Below are 15,583 nucleotides of genomic sequence, written 5' to 3' on the forward strand. Positions count from 1 at the left end.
GGTGACGCAGTCGGGGGGTTGTCCGGCCGGTTCGTTCTCGCTCCTTCGCGAAGAAACGATCGCGCGCGCACGCCAACCGCATTTGAATACGGTTGATGCTTCGTTCCTTCGGTGCCGCGGTCCTTGCCGCATTTGCCCTGACCGCCGCGACTTGGGTCGCGCCGGTGTCCACGGTCCAGGCCGCCGAGCTTGCGCAGGCCGCGCTTTCTCCGGCAGCCACGTCGTTGAAACCCCTGGCAACTGCTCCGGTTCCCGCAGCGCCGATTTCGGTCGCGCCCGTCGCCACCGCTATTCCGGCCGTCGAGGTCCCCGCCGCGGACATCCAGCCGGATGACGAGATTGTCTATCCCACCCTCGCCGCCGCCGTCGCCGCGCAGGACGTGACGGAGAGCGAGGATGAGGCGCTCCGCTGCCTCGCCACCACAATCTATTTCGAATCGAAAGGCGAGCCGCTCGCCGGCCAGCTGGCCGTCGCGCAGGTGGTGCTCAACCGCGTCGCCTCTGGCCGCTTCGGCCAGGGCGTGTGCGGCGTGGTGCTCAAGCGCGGCCAGTTCGGCTTCATCCGCGGTGGTCGCCTCCCCGCGGTGAACACCGCCAAGGCAACCTATCGCACCGCGCTCGCGGTCGCCAAGGTGGCGATGGCCGAGGCGTGGGACGGCGGCGAGGCCGAGCGCGCGCTATATTTCAACTCGCGCCCGATGGCGGGGCTCACCCGCATCGCCTCGATCGGCAACCACCTTTTCTATCGCTGATCTTTCCACGGTTCGCCTTCCGTTCTAGTGGGGCGTGATGCTGATGGCGCCCCGCTCGTGCGACGAACCGTCCCCCGCCTGCGCCGCCGACGTCGCGCGCGGCGTCACCCGCATGCTGCTCCGCCACGACCTCACCGCGATCGGCGAGGTGCCGCTTGACGGCGGGCGCCGTGCCGACCTGATGGCCCTCGATGCCAAGGGCGGCCTTGTCATCATCGAGATCAAGGTGTCGCGCGCCGACCTGCTCGGCGACGGCAAGTGGCGCGACTATCTGGGTCATTGCGACCGCTTTTTCTGGGCGCTGCCCGCCGGTTTCGACCTGTCGCCGCTCGACGGCGAGGCGTTCCTGCCCGAGCGCACCGGAGTGATCGTCGCCGACCGCTATGATGCGGAGATCGTCCGCCCCGCCGCGACTGTGCCGCTCGCGGCGCACGTCCGCCGCCGCTGCACCCTGGGCTTCGCCCGCCGTGCCGCCAGGCGGCTGGCCTATGCCGTCGATCCGGAGGGCGTGGCGCCGTTCGTCGCGCAGCCCTGAACTGCGGAAACTAGAACCGCGGCCCCGCCACCGCCTTGGCCGCACTCTTCGGCGTCTCGTCGATCAGCTTGGCGATCGCGGGCGAGCGGTCGTCGGCATGAGCATAGTCGCGCGCGGACATGCCAGCGACATTGTCGGTCTGGTCGGGATTGGCCTTCACCGCCAACAATGCGCGCACCAGCGCAAGGTCGCGCTTCTGCACCGCGCGGATCAGCGGCGTCTCGCCGCTCGCATTCGCCAAATTGGGGTTGGCGCGGGCGTTGGTGAGGACCGGGATCATGTCCACCTGGCCATATTGCACCGCGAGCAGCAGCGGCGTGTTGCCGCGCGCGTCGCGCAGGTTGGCGTCGGCGCCGCGCGACAGCAGATACTTCAGGTAGGTGAGGTCCTGGCGCTTGACCACGATGTGCAGCGCGCCCTCGCCACTGGAGATGTCCTTGGTATTGATGATCGTCTGCCCAGGCTCGTCGAGCATGTCGATCACCTCCTGCCCCTTGGCGCTCTTCACCGCCTCCAGGAATTTGTAGCCTTTCGACTGCCCTATCTGCGCGGATGCGGGAGTAATCAGGCTGGCGAAAACAAGGGTGGGGAGGAGAAGATTGCGCATGGGGGCAGGTCCGGTACGGATACGAGTTGCAGCCCGCCTGCTATCAGAGCAGGGCGGACGATGCCATGAACTTGCGCCTGCTTCCGTTTCTCGCTGCCGCGGCCCTGCTCGCCGCCTGCTCGCCGACAGCGCCGACGCCCGAAGAACCGCCGCTCGCCGGCGCACGGATCGGCGGGCCGTTCGCATTGGTCGACGAGGACGGACGCCCCCGCACCGACCGTGATTTCGCCGGCCGGTGGCGGGTAATGTACTTCGGCTATACCTTCTGTCCCGATGTCTGCCCGGTGGACATGCAAAACCTGGGGGCGGGGCTGAAGGCGCTGGAGAAGGCCGCGCCGCAGACTGCCGCCAAGGTAACCCCCGTGTTCGTCACCGTCGATCCCGAACGCGACACGCCCAAGGTGCTCAAAGAATTCACCGCGGCCTTCCACCCGCGCATGGTCGGCCTGACCGGCACGCCGCAGGCGATCGCCGCCGCGGCCGATGCTTACGGTGTCCCATTCTCCAAGGGCGAGACCAGCCCTGGGGGCGGCTATCTCGTAAGCCATGGCCGTTACGCCTATCTGATGGGCCCCGACGGCAAGCCGGTTGCGCTGGTCCCCACCGACCAGTCGCCCCAGGCGGTGGCCGAGACGCTGGCGAAATGGGTGAAATGAAGTTCTGGGAGCTGCCGCTGGAGAAGCTCGACCGCGCGCAATGGGAGGCCTTGTGCGACGGCTGCGGCAAGTGCTGCCTCCACAAAATGGAGGACGAGGAGACGGGGGAGCTCTACCCCACCAACGTCGCCTGCCGCCTGCTCGACCGGCGCACCGGCTTCTGCTCCAACTATCGTCATCGCCGCGCCTTCGTTTCCGAATGTGTGCGGCTGACCACGGGCAACGTGCGGGGCATCGACTGGCTGCCCTCCACCTGCGCCTACCGCCTGCGCGCCGAGGGGCAGCCGCTGCCGGATTGGCATTACCTGATCAGCGGCGACCGCGAGTCGGTGCACCGGGCGGGGGAGTCGGTGCGCGGGTGGACGGTGAACGAGGACGAGGCAGGCGACCTCGAACATCACATGGTCGATCGCGTGCTGTGAGCGACATCGAACTGGTGCGCCACCCGACCGCGCGCCGCATGCGGCTGGTGATCGATCCGCGCACCGGACGGGCGCGGCTGACCATTCCCAAGCGCGAGTCGGAGCGCAAGGCGCTGGCCTGGGCTGCCGAGCATGCGGCATGGCTGGCGGCGGAACGCGCCCGGCTGCCGCAGCCGCGGCCGTTCGCGGATGGCGCGGTGATCCCGTTCGGTGACGGCACGCTGACGATTGCCTGGACGCCGGGCACCTCGCGGCTCGTTCGGCTGGATGGCGACCGGCTGATCCTCTCCGGTCCGCCTGAGACCCTTGCCCGCCGCGTCGAGGCATGGCTCCGCCGCGTGGCGCTGCGTCTGCTGAGCGAGGATACTGCGCATTATGCGGCCCGCGCCGGCGTCACTGTCAGCAAGGTGGCGGTGGGGGATGCGATCGGCCGCTGGGGCAGTTGCGCCTCCACAGGGGTCATCCGCTACAGCTGGCGGCTGGTGATGGCTCCGGAAGCGGTGCGGCGCGCCACCGCGGCGCATGAGGTGGCGCACCGGTTGCACATGAACCATTCCCGCGCCTTCCACGCGGCGGTCGAGGCGCTCTACGGCCGCGCCCCCGATGCGGAACGGGCCTGGCTGCGCGCCAACGGTGCCGCGCTCCACTGGATCGGCCGCGCCGCTCAGTAGAGATTGTCGCGATAATCCTTGTCGAGCCCGGCCTGCACCAGCGCGCTGGCGCCGGGCACCGCCAGGCTGGCGCGCGCGAGCATCGCTGCGGCACCCGCGGTCTTGTTGAGCTTGATATGCTCGACGAACAGCTTGGCGGCGTTGATCTCGCTGCCGTCCACTACCGGCCACAGTTCGCGCAGCGCGGCGCTCTCCTGTAGCTCCAGCGAGTCCACCGCCACGCCGATCGCCAGCTGCGGCGTGCGGCCCCGCACCGCAAAGCGCTCGCGCGCCGCGGCGTCCGTGATCAGCCGCGCCACACCACGCACCAGCGCGACACGGGTGGCGCCGGGCACCAGCAGCGCCAGCGCGACGCGCGGCTGCCCCACGATGTTGCGAAAGCTGTCGATCCGCTTGTTGCCGGGCCGGTCGACGAACCAGAGTGTGTCGCCGTCGAGCTGCGCCATGCACCCGGCCGGATCGCCCTTGGGGCTGACGTCCGCCGCGCCCCTGAGGGAGGTCGTGCCCAGCGCGAGGAAGCGGCTTGCTGCGATGAATTCGGCGGCGTCCTCGGGTGCGGTCACCGGCGTCGCCTGCCAGAACCCCGAGCGGATCATCGCCTTGGCGCAATGGCCGTAGCATTCGCCTACCGCGACACGCAGCATCGTGCCGTCGTCGCTCTCGACCCGGCCGTTGACGCGCAATGTTTCGCCCACGCCGGGCAGGAGGAACAGGCCGCCGAACGGCGCGCCCGGCGCCGTGCATATCGCACTGTCGAAGGCGGCGAGCGGTACCCGCAAGGTCGCGGCATCGCCATCGATGAAACCGGGCGCGCCGCCGGCGAGCGCCATGGCCGCATCGCCGATCCCAGCGAACAGCACCGGCGACTCGGCGATCCACCGCAACGCGCCGGCATCGAGGTAATCGATTACCTTGAGATGCATGGCCGGCGGCGTCAGCCCCAGCACGCTCTCCAGCGCCTCCACGGAATCAACCAGCATGGCGAACCTCCCGGCCCGAACCTACGCCAGTTGCGACCGATTCGCAACTATCCGGAATTGCGCAGCGCGGTCGCGATGGCGTTGATCGAGAGGAGAATGCCCTGGCGCACCCGCGCGTCCTCTTCGCCCGCGCGGTGGCGCTTGAGCAGCTCGATCTGGAGGAGATTGAGCGGCTCGATATAGGGGAGGCGCAGCCGGATCGAGGCGTCGAGCTTGGGATGGCGCTCCAGCAGGCGGGACTGGCCGGATGCATCGAGCAGGCCGTCGCGGGTGCGGGTCCAGCCTTCGCGGATCGTATCGAAGATGCCGTGCAGATCGGGCTCGACCAGCTCGGCATAGCGTGCGGCGATCTCCATGTCGGACTTGGCCAGCACCATCTCCATGTTCGCCAGCGTCGCGGCGAACAGCGGCCAGCCTTCCGCCATCTCGCGCAGCAGCGCCTTGTCCTCGAACCCGGCGAGCGCATGGCCGACGCCGTACCAGCCTGGCAGCATCACCCGTGCCTGCGCCCAGCTGAACACCCAGGGAATGGCGCGCAGGTCCTCGATCGCGTCCGATTTCTTGCGGCTTGCCGGACGGCTGCCGATCTTGAGATCGGCGATCTCGGCGATCGGCGTCATCTGGCGGAAGAAGGTGCGAAAGCCTTCGGTACCATAGACGAGGTCGCGATAGGCACGGAACGCGGCGTCGGACAGCCGGTCCATCGCGCCCGCGAACGCCTCGTTCTCGGCATTGGAAAGCTGCGGCGGCTCCAGGCTGGCGAGCAACGTCGCCGAGGCCATGGCCTCCAGATTGGTCATCGCGCTCTCGCGCGTGCCATATTTGCCCGCGATCACCTCGCCCTGTTCGGTGATGCGGATGCGGCCCTGCACTGTGCCGGGTGGCTGCGCGCGGATCGCCGCAAAGGACGACCCGCCGCCGCGCCCCACCGCGCCGCCGCGGCCGTGGAACAGCTGCATCCCCACGCCCGCCGCTTCGAACACCGGCTTCAAGGCAGTCGACGCCTTCGACAGCTGCCAGGTGGAGGTGAGATAGCCGCCGTCCTTGTTGGAGTCCGAATAGCCGATCATCACCTCCTGGTGGCCGCGCGCAGTGGCGATGGCGGCGACCTCGGGCAGCGCGAACCAGTCGCGCATGATCGCAGGCGCCGCCTCCAGATCCTCGATCGTCTCGAACAGCGGCACCGCCATGATCGCCGCCGTGGCAGGCTCGCCGGGGCGATAGAGACCGACCTCCTTGAGCAGCAGGTGGACCTCCAGCAGGTCGCTCACTGACTTGGCCATGGAAACGATATACTGGCGGATGCACGCGGGGCCGTAGGCGGCATGCGCCTCCGCCGCGGCGCGGACGATTGCCAGTTCGCTCGCGGTCTCCTCGGACAGGTCGACAAACGGCCCGGTCAAGGGACGCGGGCTGGCGAGTTCGGCGCGCAGCAGCTCCACGCGCGCAGCCTCGTCGCGCGCGGCGTAATCGTCGCACACGCCTGCCTTGGCGAGCAGCTCGGCCACCACCCGCTCGTGCACCGCGGAGTTCTGGCGGAGGTCGAGCGTGGCGAGATGGAAACCGAACACTTCCACCGCGCGGATCAGCCGGCCGAGTGCGCCGCCGCTGGCGAGCAGGCCTCCGCCGTCGGCGGCGAGCGGACGCGCGATGGCGAGGAGATCGGCCCGCAGCGCGCCGGGATCGGCATAGGGCGCTCCCGAAAGGCGGCCGGGCCGCGGCGCGGGCTTGCCGGTCAGCGCCCGGTGGGTGGCGGCGAGTCGCGCGTAGATGCCGGAAATGGCGCGGCGATAAGGCTCGTCGCTGCGGCTTTCCGCATCGTCCCCGCTTGCCTCGGCCAGGGCCTGCACTGCCTCGTCCACCAGAGTATGGTTCGCCGAGATCGACAGCTCGGCGCCCAAGGCGTGGAGCTCGTCGAGATAATAACCCAGCACCGCCTCCGCCGCGCGTGCCAGCGCGGTACGCAGCGACTCGGCGACCACGAAGGGGTTGCCGTCGCGATCCCCGCCGATCCAGGTCCCCGGCCGGAGGAACGCAGGCACCCGCGCGCCGAACGCCCGGTCCCAGCGCTGGTAGAGCGCCGGCACCACCGGCAGGAACACGTCGCGCAGGTAGCTGAGCGCGGTCTCCACCTCGTCGGTGACGTACAGCCGCTCGCGCCGCAGCACCCGCGTCTGCCACAGCAGCGCGACCTGCCGGGTGATCGCCTCGTCGACATCGTCGCCATCGGGCGTCGACTCCCGCCCGCGATCGCGCATCGCCATCAGCTCGGCGATGCGGTTGCGGTGGTCGATCATCGACTTGCGGCGCACCTCGGTAGGATGGGCGGTGAGCACGGGGGCGACCAGCGCCTGTTCCAACAGCGCGCTCACCGCCGCGGTGTCGATCCCCTCGCCGGTAAGCCGTTCCAGTGCCGCCGCGACGTCGGCGCCTTCCTCGGCGGCGATCCCCTGCCGGTCTTCGGCCAGATTGGCGAGCATCGAGAACAGCATGAAGCCGCGCACGAAATCGAGCGTCTCGTCGAGCGACAGCGTTTCCAGATGCGGATCGGGCGCGGAGCCGTTGCCGCGGTGCCGCTCGACCGAGGCGGAGCGGATCGCCTCCGTCCGCTCGAACAGTCGCTCGCCGCCATAGGCGCGGATCACATCGCCGAGGATGCGGCCAAGGTAGCGGATGTCCGGATTGTTGGTGATCGGTGGCAGCGTGGTCATGTGCGGATGCTGCGCTGCGGCAAGAGGCAGGTCAAGCCACGTGCAAGGTTGTAACACGGCTGATCGCCGACACGCACCGGAATGGCGCGATTTTGGTTGCTGACGTTACGGACTTGCCCGATCCCCTCCGTCTTCCATGCGAAGGAGCCGAGCATGAGCAAAGTGGTGAAAAGGGGTCGCGACGGACAGGACGGGACTTTGGACAATCCCGTCGGACAGCAGGGCGGGCTTGCCGTTGCCCGCAACTTGGCCGGAGACAATGCTGTGGAAACAGCGCGCGCCATCGGCGGCGCGGGCGGTGACGGTGCGCGCGGCGGCAACGGCGGCAGGGGCGGGGCGGCCATGGCAGAGACCCGGCTGGATGCGACCGGCGTGGAGCTTATCGGTCAGGCGTTCGCAATCGGCGGCACGGGCGGCGACAACCGCGGTGACGGCAATGGCGGTGACGGCGGCTGGGTCCGTTCGGCTACCGCGGCCGCCTACAACCAGGGCGGCGGCATCGCGCAGGCCGGCGCATTCGGTCGCGGCGGAGCGGGCGGCGTCGGTTCGGGTGCGGGCAACTCCGGCGGTGACGGCGGCGCGGTGCAGTCCGTCTCGTCCTTTGCGGTCAGCTACGGCGGCACGATCGCGCTGGCCAAGACGATTGCCCAGGGCGGTGATGGCGGCAACGGCATCAAGCGCGCGGACGGCGGGCAGGGCGCCGATGCGCGGCTCGTCGACGCCACCATCTCCTATACTGTCGGCGGCAACGCCATCCACGACCAGCAGGCGTTCGGCGGCAAGGGCGGGAACAGCGCCGGCGGGCAAGCGGGCGACGGCGGCGACGCGGTCAACCGGCTGACGGTGGACGACATCGCGGTGCCGCTGCGCAGCGCCCGGGTCGACACCTTCATGCTCGCGCTCGGCGGCAACGGCGGCAACGCGACCGGCGCCGGGATCGCGGGTGACGGCGGGTCGGGCTATGCCGCGCTCTCGTTGCGCGCGGTGACGCAGAGCTTCCTGGTCCAGGCGGCGGGCGGCAATGGCGGCGATGGCGCCAACGGCGGCGGACGCGGCGGCGATGCGTCGTTCGACGTGTCGGGCGACGCGCTGCAGCGCGTGGCGGTCAACGGCGAGGCCTATGGCGGCGATGGCGGCGATGCCACGGTCGCCGGCAACGGCGGTGATGGCGGCCGGGTGCTCGCCTCTACCGCTTATGGTATCGGGCGGCAGTCGCTCTGCACCACCAGCGCCGACGCGTTCGGCGGGCATGGCGGCGACGGGCGTGGTGCCGGCTTCTCGGGCGGCCACGGCGCCGACGTCGGCGCAGGGCTGCGCTCCGAGATCGTCGCAGTCGCCGCGGCGGGCGTGTTCATCAACTCGGGCGCCTATCTGCGCGGCACCGGCGGCAATGGCGGCGCCGGGCTTGAGGGCGCCGACGGCGGGAGCGGCGGCGATGTCGTGCTGTCCAACCAAGTGTTCGGCACCAGCAACGGGTCGCTCCAGCTCGATCAGGTCGCGATCGCAGGCCAGGGCGGCGCGGCGACCGGCGGCGGCAACGGCGGTGCCGGTGGCCATGCCGAGGCGGTGCTCGAACGCGACTATTCCGCAGTGACCGCGGGCAGCCTCGACGCGGTCAGCGCCTCTTATGGCGGTACCGGCGGCGCGGCGCAGGGCAGGGGCGCGCTCGCGGGCGCGGCCGGCGATGCAGTCGCGACCATGATCCTCAACGGCGGCGTCAGCACTGCCGCGCGCAGCTTCGCGGTGGGCGGCTTCGGCGGCGATGCGCTCGACGGCGCCACGGTCGTCAACGGCGGCACCGGCACCGCGCGCACTTTGGTGAAGGCGGTCGGCATCGCCGACGGCAGCCTTCAGGCCAATGGCGGCAATGGCGGCAACGTCTTCAACGGCACCGGCGAGGCGGGCGCGGGCGGCGTCGCCAGCGGCAGCGTCCGGTCCTACGGCACCACCAACGCGCTTACCGACGTGCAGCTCTATTCGGGCAATGGCGGCACCGCATCGGGTGTGGGCGCCACCGGCGGGCGCGGCGCCGCGGTCGGCGCGTATGAGGCGTTCGCCAGCGGCTATGACATCGTCAACGTCCAACTGATCGCCCAGGCGGGCAGCGGCGGCGACGGTTTCGGCGGCGCCAATGGCGGCCGCGGCGCGGACGTGACGCTAGTCGACGCGGTGCAGGGGATCGCGCATGGCGGCGACCTGTCGCTGATCCAGGCGGCCTATGCTGGCAACGGTGGTGGCAGCGAGGGCGGCGTCGCGGCGGACGGCAGCGATGCCGTGTCGACTCTCCACTATGATGCGGCGGCGACAGAGATCGCCGATGCCTCGGTGACCCTGCTCGCTTACGCCGCGGGCGGCTCGGGCGGATCGCAGTTCGGGGCGGTCGGCGTGCCCGGTGTTGGCGGCAACGGCGGCGACGGCATCGCCACCCTGTTCGCCAGCTCGGACGCGGAGACCGTGCTCAATGCCGATTCGATTGCCTGGTCCGGTGCGGCGGGGAACGCGACCACGGTTGGGCTGGGTGGCAACGCTATCGCGCAGACGGTGGCGAGCGGCGTCGAAGTCCACGCCTCGGCCTCGGCGGTCGTCCTCACCCAGGGGGGCAGCTCGGGTCTCGGCTCGGCCTATGTCTCCGCCGACGGGTCAAGCGGCGAAGCGGTGGCGGCGGTCACCCTGCGACCGGCGCTGTTCGGGGGTGGCGCCACTGCGATCGGCACGATCTCCTCGACGCTGATCGGCGAGGCCAGTACGGTGGCGGTGGTCGGCAGTGCGGGCAAAATCGCGGCAGCGACGCCAGCGGATTCGGCGATGGTCATCGCCACCGATCTGCCGCCCGCCACGCTGGCCAGCCTTTACGCGGGGGAGACCGAGGTGGAGACGGCGTTCACCGCCGACACCGCCGAGGGGATCGCCTATGGCGGCGTGTCGCTGGTCCATGCCGGCGGCGCGGGCCCGCAGACGGTGAGCGGAACGCTTCAGGTCCAACTGTCCACCTTCTCGCTGCTCGACGGCCTCGGCGATGCCACCGTGGGGCTGCTCGGCGGTGATGCGCTGGGCGGCGGGTTCGAATCGCTGCGCTTCGAGGTGTTTGCCGGAAGTGCCGACTTCGTCACGCTGTTCGACCGTGCGTTCGGCCGCGAGGTCAATGCCGAGGAGTTCTTCGACGACAATGCTTTCGATCTCGGCGACCTCAGCCCTTACAGCGAGTTCGGCAACGTCATTCTCAACATCCGCATCACCGCCGTGCTGGCGGAAGAGGGCGACGGCTTCTCGGCCGACTTCCTGTTCGCGGACATCGGCGGCTCGGGCGGGGGCGACGAGCCGATCGGGCCGTTCTTCGGCGCACAGGAGGTGCTGCCGCCACTGCCGGCGGACCTGATGCTCGCCTGACGAAAGGACGGGTCCGCTTCCGGGCGGGCCCGTCAGCCGTTGCCGCGACTCAACCGTTGCCGAGGGCGACGATGTGGTCGAACACCGCGGGATGCAGCGGCTTGGTGAAGGCGCAGCCGTAGCGGTACTTGTCGCGCCAGGCGACCACCGCTTCCAGGGCGGCGAGCCCCGGGAGCGTCAGCCACACGGTGGTGCCCGGCCAGAGCGTGAAGCTGGTCTGCGCGCGGAAGCCGGTTGTGGACAGGTCCACGACCTCGATCTCGAACCGGGTCGTGCCGCGATCGCGCAGGTGCGCCCGCATCTTCACCGACTTGCGAAGCGCGCGGCGATGGTCCTCGCCTTCACCTGGGGTCGGGAGCGGTACGGCCTGGTCCATGCGCGCGGTCATGCGCGTGGATCGGTTACTTTTCGGCTAAAGCGCCACTTGAAACGGGTGCGCGCACCCCGGCACGGCCGCGCCGCTTGAGTTCGGCCTTCAGCGCCTCCGGTTTCGGCGCGATCAGGAAGCCGAAGCTCAGCCCATCCTCCTTGGTTTCCACCGCATGGTGCAACCGGTGCGCCTGGACGATGCGCTTCATGTAGCGCGACTTGGGCAGGAAGCGGGTCCGCACCCGCTCGTGCACGATGACGTCGTGAAAGCCGAAGTAGATTGCGCCATAAGCGGCGATGCCCGCACCGATCCACGCCCAGCCTTGCCACCAGCCCGCCTGCGTGCCGCCCCAGAGCAGCCCGATCGAGGGGATGGCGAAAATCACGCCATAGAGGTCGTTGAGCTCCCACTTGCCGTTGCGCGGGCGATGGTGGCTGGCATGGAGGAACCATCCCGGCCCGTGCATCACCCAGCGGTGCATGCCATAGGCGAACGCCTCCATCCCGGCGACGGTGAGCAGGAACAGGACAAGGCCGGCGAGCCAGTGCATGCGCAGGGATATAGCGCCACCGCCGCGCCGTCGCTACGTTGCACCGCATCATGACCGAAGAGCTTCGTACCGCCGCACTGGTATCCAAGGCCTGGCCCTATGAGGAGGCGCGCAAGCTGCTGAAGCGCTGGCCGGAGGGCAAGCCCGGCGGAGAGGCGATCATCTTCGAGACCGGCTACGGCCCCTCGGGCCTGCCGCACATCGGCACGTTCAACGAAGTGCTGCGCACCACCATGGTGCGCAACGCCTTTGCCGCGCTGTCCGACCAGCCGACGCGGCTGATCGCGTTCAGCGACGACATGGACGGGCTGCGCAAGGTGCCCGATAACGTGCCCAACGGCGACATGCTGCGCGCGCACCTCGGCAAGCCGCTCAGCCGCATCCCCGATCCGTTCGGCACGCACGAAAGCTTCGCCGCGCACAACAACGCGCGACTGTGCGCCTTCCTTGACCGCTATGGCTTCGACTACGAGTTCGCCTCGTCGACGGAGTATTACGCTTCGGGCCGCTTCGACGACGCGCTCAAGGGCGTGCTCAGGCACTACGATGCGATCATGGCGGTGATGCTGCCGACTTTGGGCGGCGAGCGCCGCGCGACCTACTCGCCCGTCCTGCCGGTCAGCCCGACCAGCGGCATCGTCCTCCAGGTGCCGGTCGAGGTGGTCGATGCCGAGGCCGGCATCATCGCCTTCGAGGATGAGGGGCAAAGGATCGAGCAGTCGATCCTCGGCGGCAAGGCCAAGCTCCAGTGGAAGCCCGATTGGGGCATGCGCTGGGCGGCGCTGGGCGTCGACTATGAGATGCACGGCAAGGACCTGATCGATTCCTCCGCGCTGGGCGGGCGAATCTGCCAGATCCTCGGGGGCCGCAAGCCCGAGACGCTGGTCTATGAGCTATTCCTCGACGAGAAGGGCGAGAAGATCAGCAAGTCCAAGGGCAATGGCCTCAGCCTCGACGACTGGCTGACCTATGGCCCCGAGGAATCGGTCGCCTTCTACGCGTACCGCGAGCCGAAGAAGGCCAAGCAGCTCCACATGGGCGTGATCCCACGCGCGGTGGACGAATATTGGCAGTTCCGCGGCAATTATGCCGGACAGGCGGTCAAGGAGCGACTCGGCAACCCCGTTCACCACATCCATAACGGGGTGCTGCCGCCGGGCGAGATGCCGGTCACGTTTGGCCTGCTGCTCAACCTCGTCGGGGTGATGGGTGAGGCGTCGAAGGAGCAGGTCTGGGGCTATCTGTCGAACTATGTCGCCGACGCCTCGGCGGAGCGCTATCCTGAACTCGATCGGCTGATCGGCTATGCGCTCGCCTATCACCGCGATTTCGTCGCGCCGACTCTCCAGCGCCGGGCGCCCGAAGGGGTGGAGGTGGCGGCGCTCCAGCGGCTCGATGCCGAACTCGCCGCGCTGCCCGCGGACGCCAGCGCCGAGGACATCCAGAACATCGTCTATGAGATCGGCAAGACGGGAGCCTTCGCCGAGCTGCGCGACTGGTTCCGCGCGCTCTACGAAACGCTGCTCGGCTCCTCGCAGGGCCCGCGCATGGGCAGCTTCATCCGGCTTTACGGGGTTCCCAACAGCCGCAGGCTGATCGCCGAGGCGCTGACGCGCTAGCGGCGGTCAAGCGTAGGCGAAGCCGCCCTTCGCATAGGTGCCGCCCTCGCCGGCGAGCAGCTGCAGCCGGCGGCGGACGTTTGCCGCCATCAGATTGACGTAGATCCGGCACGTCTCGTTGAGCCGGTCGGCCTCGTCGGCAAGCTGGCGCAGCTCGGGGCCGGCAGGGCCGTCGCCCAGGCGGCGGACATCCTCGATCGCGGCAAGCTTGGCGCCGGTGGCACGCTCCAACCCGGCGACGTCGTTGGACTTGAGCGCGGCGATCTCCGCATGGAGGGCCTCGATCACCGCGACCAGCGCGTCACGCCTGTTCATTGTGCATCCACTCGTACCTGAGGGCGATCAGCTGATCGGCGATCTTGGCGGGCGAGATGGGGAACTGCCCGCTCTCCACCGCGGCCTTGATCCGCCGCACCCGCTCCACATCCACGGGCGGCTCGGCGGAAAGCTGCTTGGCGACGGTGGTGGTCGGGGCCGTACCGGGCTGGGCGGGGGTCGCCACCGCCGGCGCGGCTTCGATCCGCGACACCTTCGCTGGCGCCGAAACGCCTGCTTTTCCAAGGGTTGATCCGATTGCGTCTACCATGACCCGCGTATCCCGTCGCCGCCTCCACACAGGGAAACGGCCGCGACACGCGCAGGTTTAGCATTTTCTTCACTCGGCAAATCCGGGCAGGGTGGCGCGGCCGGGCTCGATCGCCACCGCCTGGACCGGGCCCTTGGCCCCTTCCACCTTGATCGCCACGCGCGCGCCCGACGCGGCGTCGCCCATCGCCACGCCCTCGCGGGTGATCGAGAAGCCGGCATTGCCTGCCTCAATCGTCACCGGATCGCCGCGGCGGATCACCGGCGCGGCGGCGACGGGACGCATCGGCGCAGCGGCCATCGCTGCGGAACGCGCCGCGTCGAGCACCACCGGGACGTAGATCTTCCACTCCGGCCCCAGGCAGCTGATCACCACCGCGTCATGCGCCTCGGTGCGCCAGTTCACCGACACGGTGGCGCATTGCGCCAGCTTGAGCCGCGTATCGACGGGCGCGCGCGCGCCGCCGGGTACACCGACCGGCCGGCCGGTGAAGGCGGCGACCGCGCGGTCGAGACCGGCCACATCCTGGAATGGCGCCGCCGCGGCGGGCGCGGCGATCAGGAGGAGAGCGGGAAGGTAGCGGATCATGATCTATCTCGGTTCGGTGAAGGCGAGGGTGACGACCACCTGGCGGCGGCCCGGGCGGGCGGTGGTGACGGTCATGCGGCCGGGCGCCACCTCGGCGAGCGCCGCGGCGACGGCGCGCGCGCGGTCGGCGGCGAGCACCGCGCCGCTGCGGGTGAGCGGATCGACGTCGTTGGCGCTGCCGTCCACCGATCCGGCGACGCGCAGCGACACGCGCGGATCGGCCAGCGCCGCCCGCGCCCAGGCGACCAGCCCGGCGGGCGCGGCGGGCAGCGCCGCAGAGCCCGGCGCGAAGTTCATCATCCCCGCGGCGGCGACCGGGATCGGCTCCTCGACGGGCTTGGCGCCGAAGCCTTCGCGCAAGCCCTCCGCGAGCGCGCGGCGATCGAGCTGGGTCGCCTGGACGAGCACCAGGAAACCGACCAGCAGCAGCGCCAGATCGGCGAGCGTGATCAGCCACAAGGGCCGCGCGGGCGCAAAGGCGGGAAAGTCGTCGGTCATGCCAGCGCGACCTGCGGCAAGAAGTGCACCGGCCTGGGCGCCTCGCGCGCGGCCAATGTCGCCAGCGGCGTGACCAGGCGCTGGCGCTCGAACGCTTCCGCGCGGGCGGCGGCGCGCAGACGCGTTGCGATCGGCTGGGCGACGAGGTTGGCGATCAGCGCGCCGTAGAGCGTGGCGAGCAAGGCCACCGCCATCGCACCGCCGATCGCCTGCGGGTCGGTCATCCGCGTGAACATCGCGACCAGGCCGACGAGCGTGCCGACCATGCCCATCGCCGGCGCGGCCTCGGCGGCGCCCGCCCACACCTCGGCGGCGGCGACATGCCGCTCGATGCGGGCGCGGCGTCGATCGTCGAGCCGGCGGGTTACCGCGATCGCATCGGCGCCATCAACGATGTCCGCCACCGCCGCGGCGAGATCGGGATCGGTGATCACCGACCGATCGAGCGCGATTGTGCCGTGCCGCCGCGCGATCCGGGCGAGCGCGGACACCTGCTCCAGCAGCGGCTCGGCGGAGAATGGGCTCTGCGCCAACGTCGGCAGCGCGGCGAGCGCGCGGCCGATATCGCGCAAGGACGCGCGCAGCAAAGTCGCGAGCAAGGTGCCGCCACCGACGATGGCGAGCGCAATGGGATCGAGGAACGTGCCGGCG

The 15,583-nt window shown here is 70.0% G+C and carries 17 protein-coding genes; 7 read left to right on the forward strand and 10 right to left on the reverse strand.

Annotated elements, in window-relative coordinates; genetic code table 11:
* The first annotated feature begins 224 nt into the window (after positions 1-224).
* Both ACFDTH_RS14020 and ACFDTH_RS14025 read left to right on the forward strand, forming a co-directional pair.
* Positions 225-752, forward strand: coding sequence for a cell wall hydrolase (locus ACFDTH_RS14020; RefSeq protein ID WP_375288174.1), 528 nt, complete (start codon positions 225-227; stop codon positions 750-752).
* A 37-nt stretch (positions 753-789) separates the two neighbouring features.
* A complete protein-coding gene (locus ACFDTH_RS14025) occupies positions 790-1,287 on the forward strand; it encodes an MmcB family DNA repair protein (protein ID WP_375288175.1) in 498 nt (165 codons plus the stop codon).
* A 10-nt stretch (positions 1,288-1,297) separates the two neighbouring features.
* Here ACFDTH_RS14025 and ACFDTH_RS14030 read toward each other — a convergent pair whose 3' ends face one another.
* Positions 1,298-1,894 (reverse strand): ankyrin repeat domain-containing protein, encoded by a 597-nt coding sequence (locus tag ACFDTH_RS14030; RefSeq protein ID WP_375288176.1) that lies wholly within the window; start codon positions 1,892-1,894, stop codon positions 1,298-1,300.
* Between the two features lie 65 nt (positions 1,895-1,959).
* Here ACFDTH_RS14030 and ACFDTH_RS14035 point away from each other — a divergent pair, with 65 nt between their 5' ends.
* From ACFDTH_RS14035 to ACFDTH_RS14045, 3 genes are read left to right on the forward strand one after another with little or no spacing between them, the layout of a single operon-like run.
* Positions 1,960-2,550 (forward strand): SCO family protein, encoded by a 591-nt coding sequence (locus tag ACFDTH_RS14035; RefSeq protein ID WP_375288177.1) that lies wholly within the window; start codon positions 1,960-1,962, stop codon positions 2,548-2,550.
* Positions 2,538-2,972 (forward strand): YcgN family cysteine cluster protein, encoded by a 435-nt coding sequence (locus ACFDTH_RS14040; protein ID WP_375288178.1) that lies wholly within the window; start codon positions 2,538-2,540, stop codon positions 2,970-2,972. The genes ACFDTH_RS14035 and ACFDTH_RS14040 overlap by 13 nt, the downstream gene beginning before the upstream one ends.
* A 38-nt stretch (positions 2,973-3,010) precedes the next feature.
* A complete protein-coding gene (locus ACFDTH_RS14045) occupies positions 3,011-3,643 on the forward strand; it encodes a M48 family metallopeptidase (protein ID WP_375288190.1) in 633 nt (210 codons plus the stop codon).
* Here the strand turns inward: ACFDTH_RS14045 and ACFDTH_RS14050 are convergent.
* Entirely contained in the window at positions 3,637-4,623 is a 987-nt protein-coding gene (locus tag ACFDTH_RS14050) for a pyridoxamine 5'-phosphate oxidase family protein (protein WP_375288179.1), read from the reverse strand. The two genes, ACFDTH_RS14045 and ACFDTH_RS14050, sit on opposite strands and share 7 nt — an antisense overlap.
* A 47-nt stretch (positions 4,624-4,670) precedes the next feature.
* On the reverse strand, positions 4,671-7,334 hold the full coding sequence (ppc, locus tag ACFDTH_RS14055) for a phosphoenolpyruvate carboxylase (RefSeq protein WP_375288180.1): 2,664 nt from the start codon (positions 7,332-7,334) through the stop codon (positions 4,671-4,673).
* Positions 7,335-7,487: 153 nt separating this feature from the next.
* Here ppc and ACFDTH_RS14060 point away from each other — a divergent pair, with 153 nt between their 5' ends.
* Positions 7,488-10,721 carry a beta strand repeat-containing protein gene (locus ACFDTH_RS14060; RefSeq protein WP_375288181.1) on the forward strand — a complete coding sequence of 1,078 codons (3,234 nt, stop codon included), beginning with the start codon at positions 7,488-7,490 and terminating at the stop codon, positions 10,719-10,721.
* A 49-nt stretch (positions 10,722-10,770) separates the two neighbouring features.
* Here ACFDTH_RS14060 and ACFDTH_RS14065 read toward each other — a convergent pair whose 3' ends face one another.
* Entirely contained in the window at positions 10,771-11,109 is a 339-nt protein-coding gene (locus ACFDTH_RS14065) for a pilus assembly protein PilZ (protein ID WP_375288182.1), read from the reverse strand.
* Between the two features lie 13 nt (positions 11,110-11,122).
* On the reverse strand, positions 11,123-11,641 hold the full coding sequence (locus tag ACFDTH_RS14070; protein ID WP_375288183.1) for a sterol desaturase family protein: 519 nt from the start codon (positions 11,639-11,641) through the stop codon (positions 11,123-11,125).
* Positions 11,642-11,691: 50 nt separating this feature from the next.
* Here ACFDTH_RS14070 and ACFDTH_RS14075 point away from each other — a divergent pair, with 50 nt between their 5' ends.
* Positions 11,692-13,260: a lysine--tRNA ligase gene (locus ACFDTH_RS14075; RefSeq protein WP_375288184.1), complete on the forward strand. Its 1,569-nt coding sequence runs from the start codon at positions 11,692-11,694 to the stop codon at positions 13,258-13,260.
* Between the two features lie 6 nt (positions 13,261-13,266).
* On the opposite strand, the gene ACFDTH_RS14080 is transcribed toward ACFDTH_RS14075, so the two are convergent.
* From ACFDTH_RS14080 to ACFDTH_RS14100, 5 genes are all read right to left on the reverse strand, one after another.
* A complete protein-coding gene (locus ACFDTH_RS14080) occupies positions 13,267-13,575 on the reverse strand; it encodes a flagellar protein FlgN (RefSeq protein ID WP_375288185.1) in 309 nt (102 codons plus the stop codon).
* Complete coding sequence (flgM, locus tag ACFDTH_RS14085; RefSeq protein ID WP_375288186.1) at positions 13,562-13,789, reverse strand: flagellar biosynthesis anti-sigma factor FlgM; 228 nt, start codon at positions 13,787-13,789, stop codon at positions 13,562-13,564. Before flgM ends, ACFDTH_RS14080 begins: the two co-directional genes overlap by 14 nt.
* A gap of 126 nt (positions 13,790-13,915) precedes the next feature.
* Complete coding sequence (locus ACFDTH_RS14090; protein ID WP_375288187.1) at positions 13,916-14,434, reverse strand: flagella basal body P-ring formation protein FlgA; 519 nt, start codon at positions 14,432-14,434, stop codon at positions 13,916-13,918.
* A 3-nt stretch (positions 14,435-14,437) separates the two neighbouring features.
* Entirely contained in the window at positions 14,438-14,932 is a 495-nt protein-coding gene (locus ACFDTH_RS14095) for a flagellar motor protein MotB (RefSeq protein WP_375288188.1), read from the reverse strand.
* Positions 14,929-15,583, reverse strand: a 655-nt coding sequence (locus ACFDTH_RS14100; protein WP_375288189.1) for a MotA/TolQ/ExbB proton channel family protein, incomplete at its 5' end; no start/stop codon positions are given. The genes ACFDTH_RS14095 and ACFDTH_RS14100, both read right to left, overlap by 4 nt.

Source organism: Sphingomonas sp., from assembly GCF_042096255.1.
Taxonomy (GTDB): domain Bacteria; phylum Pseudomonadota; class Alphaproteobacteria; order Sphingomonadales; family Sphingomonadaceae; genus Sphingomonas.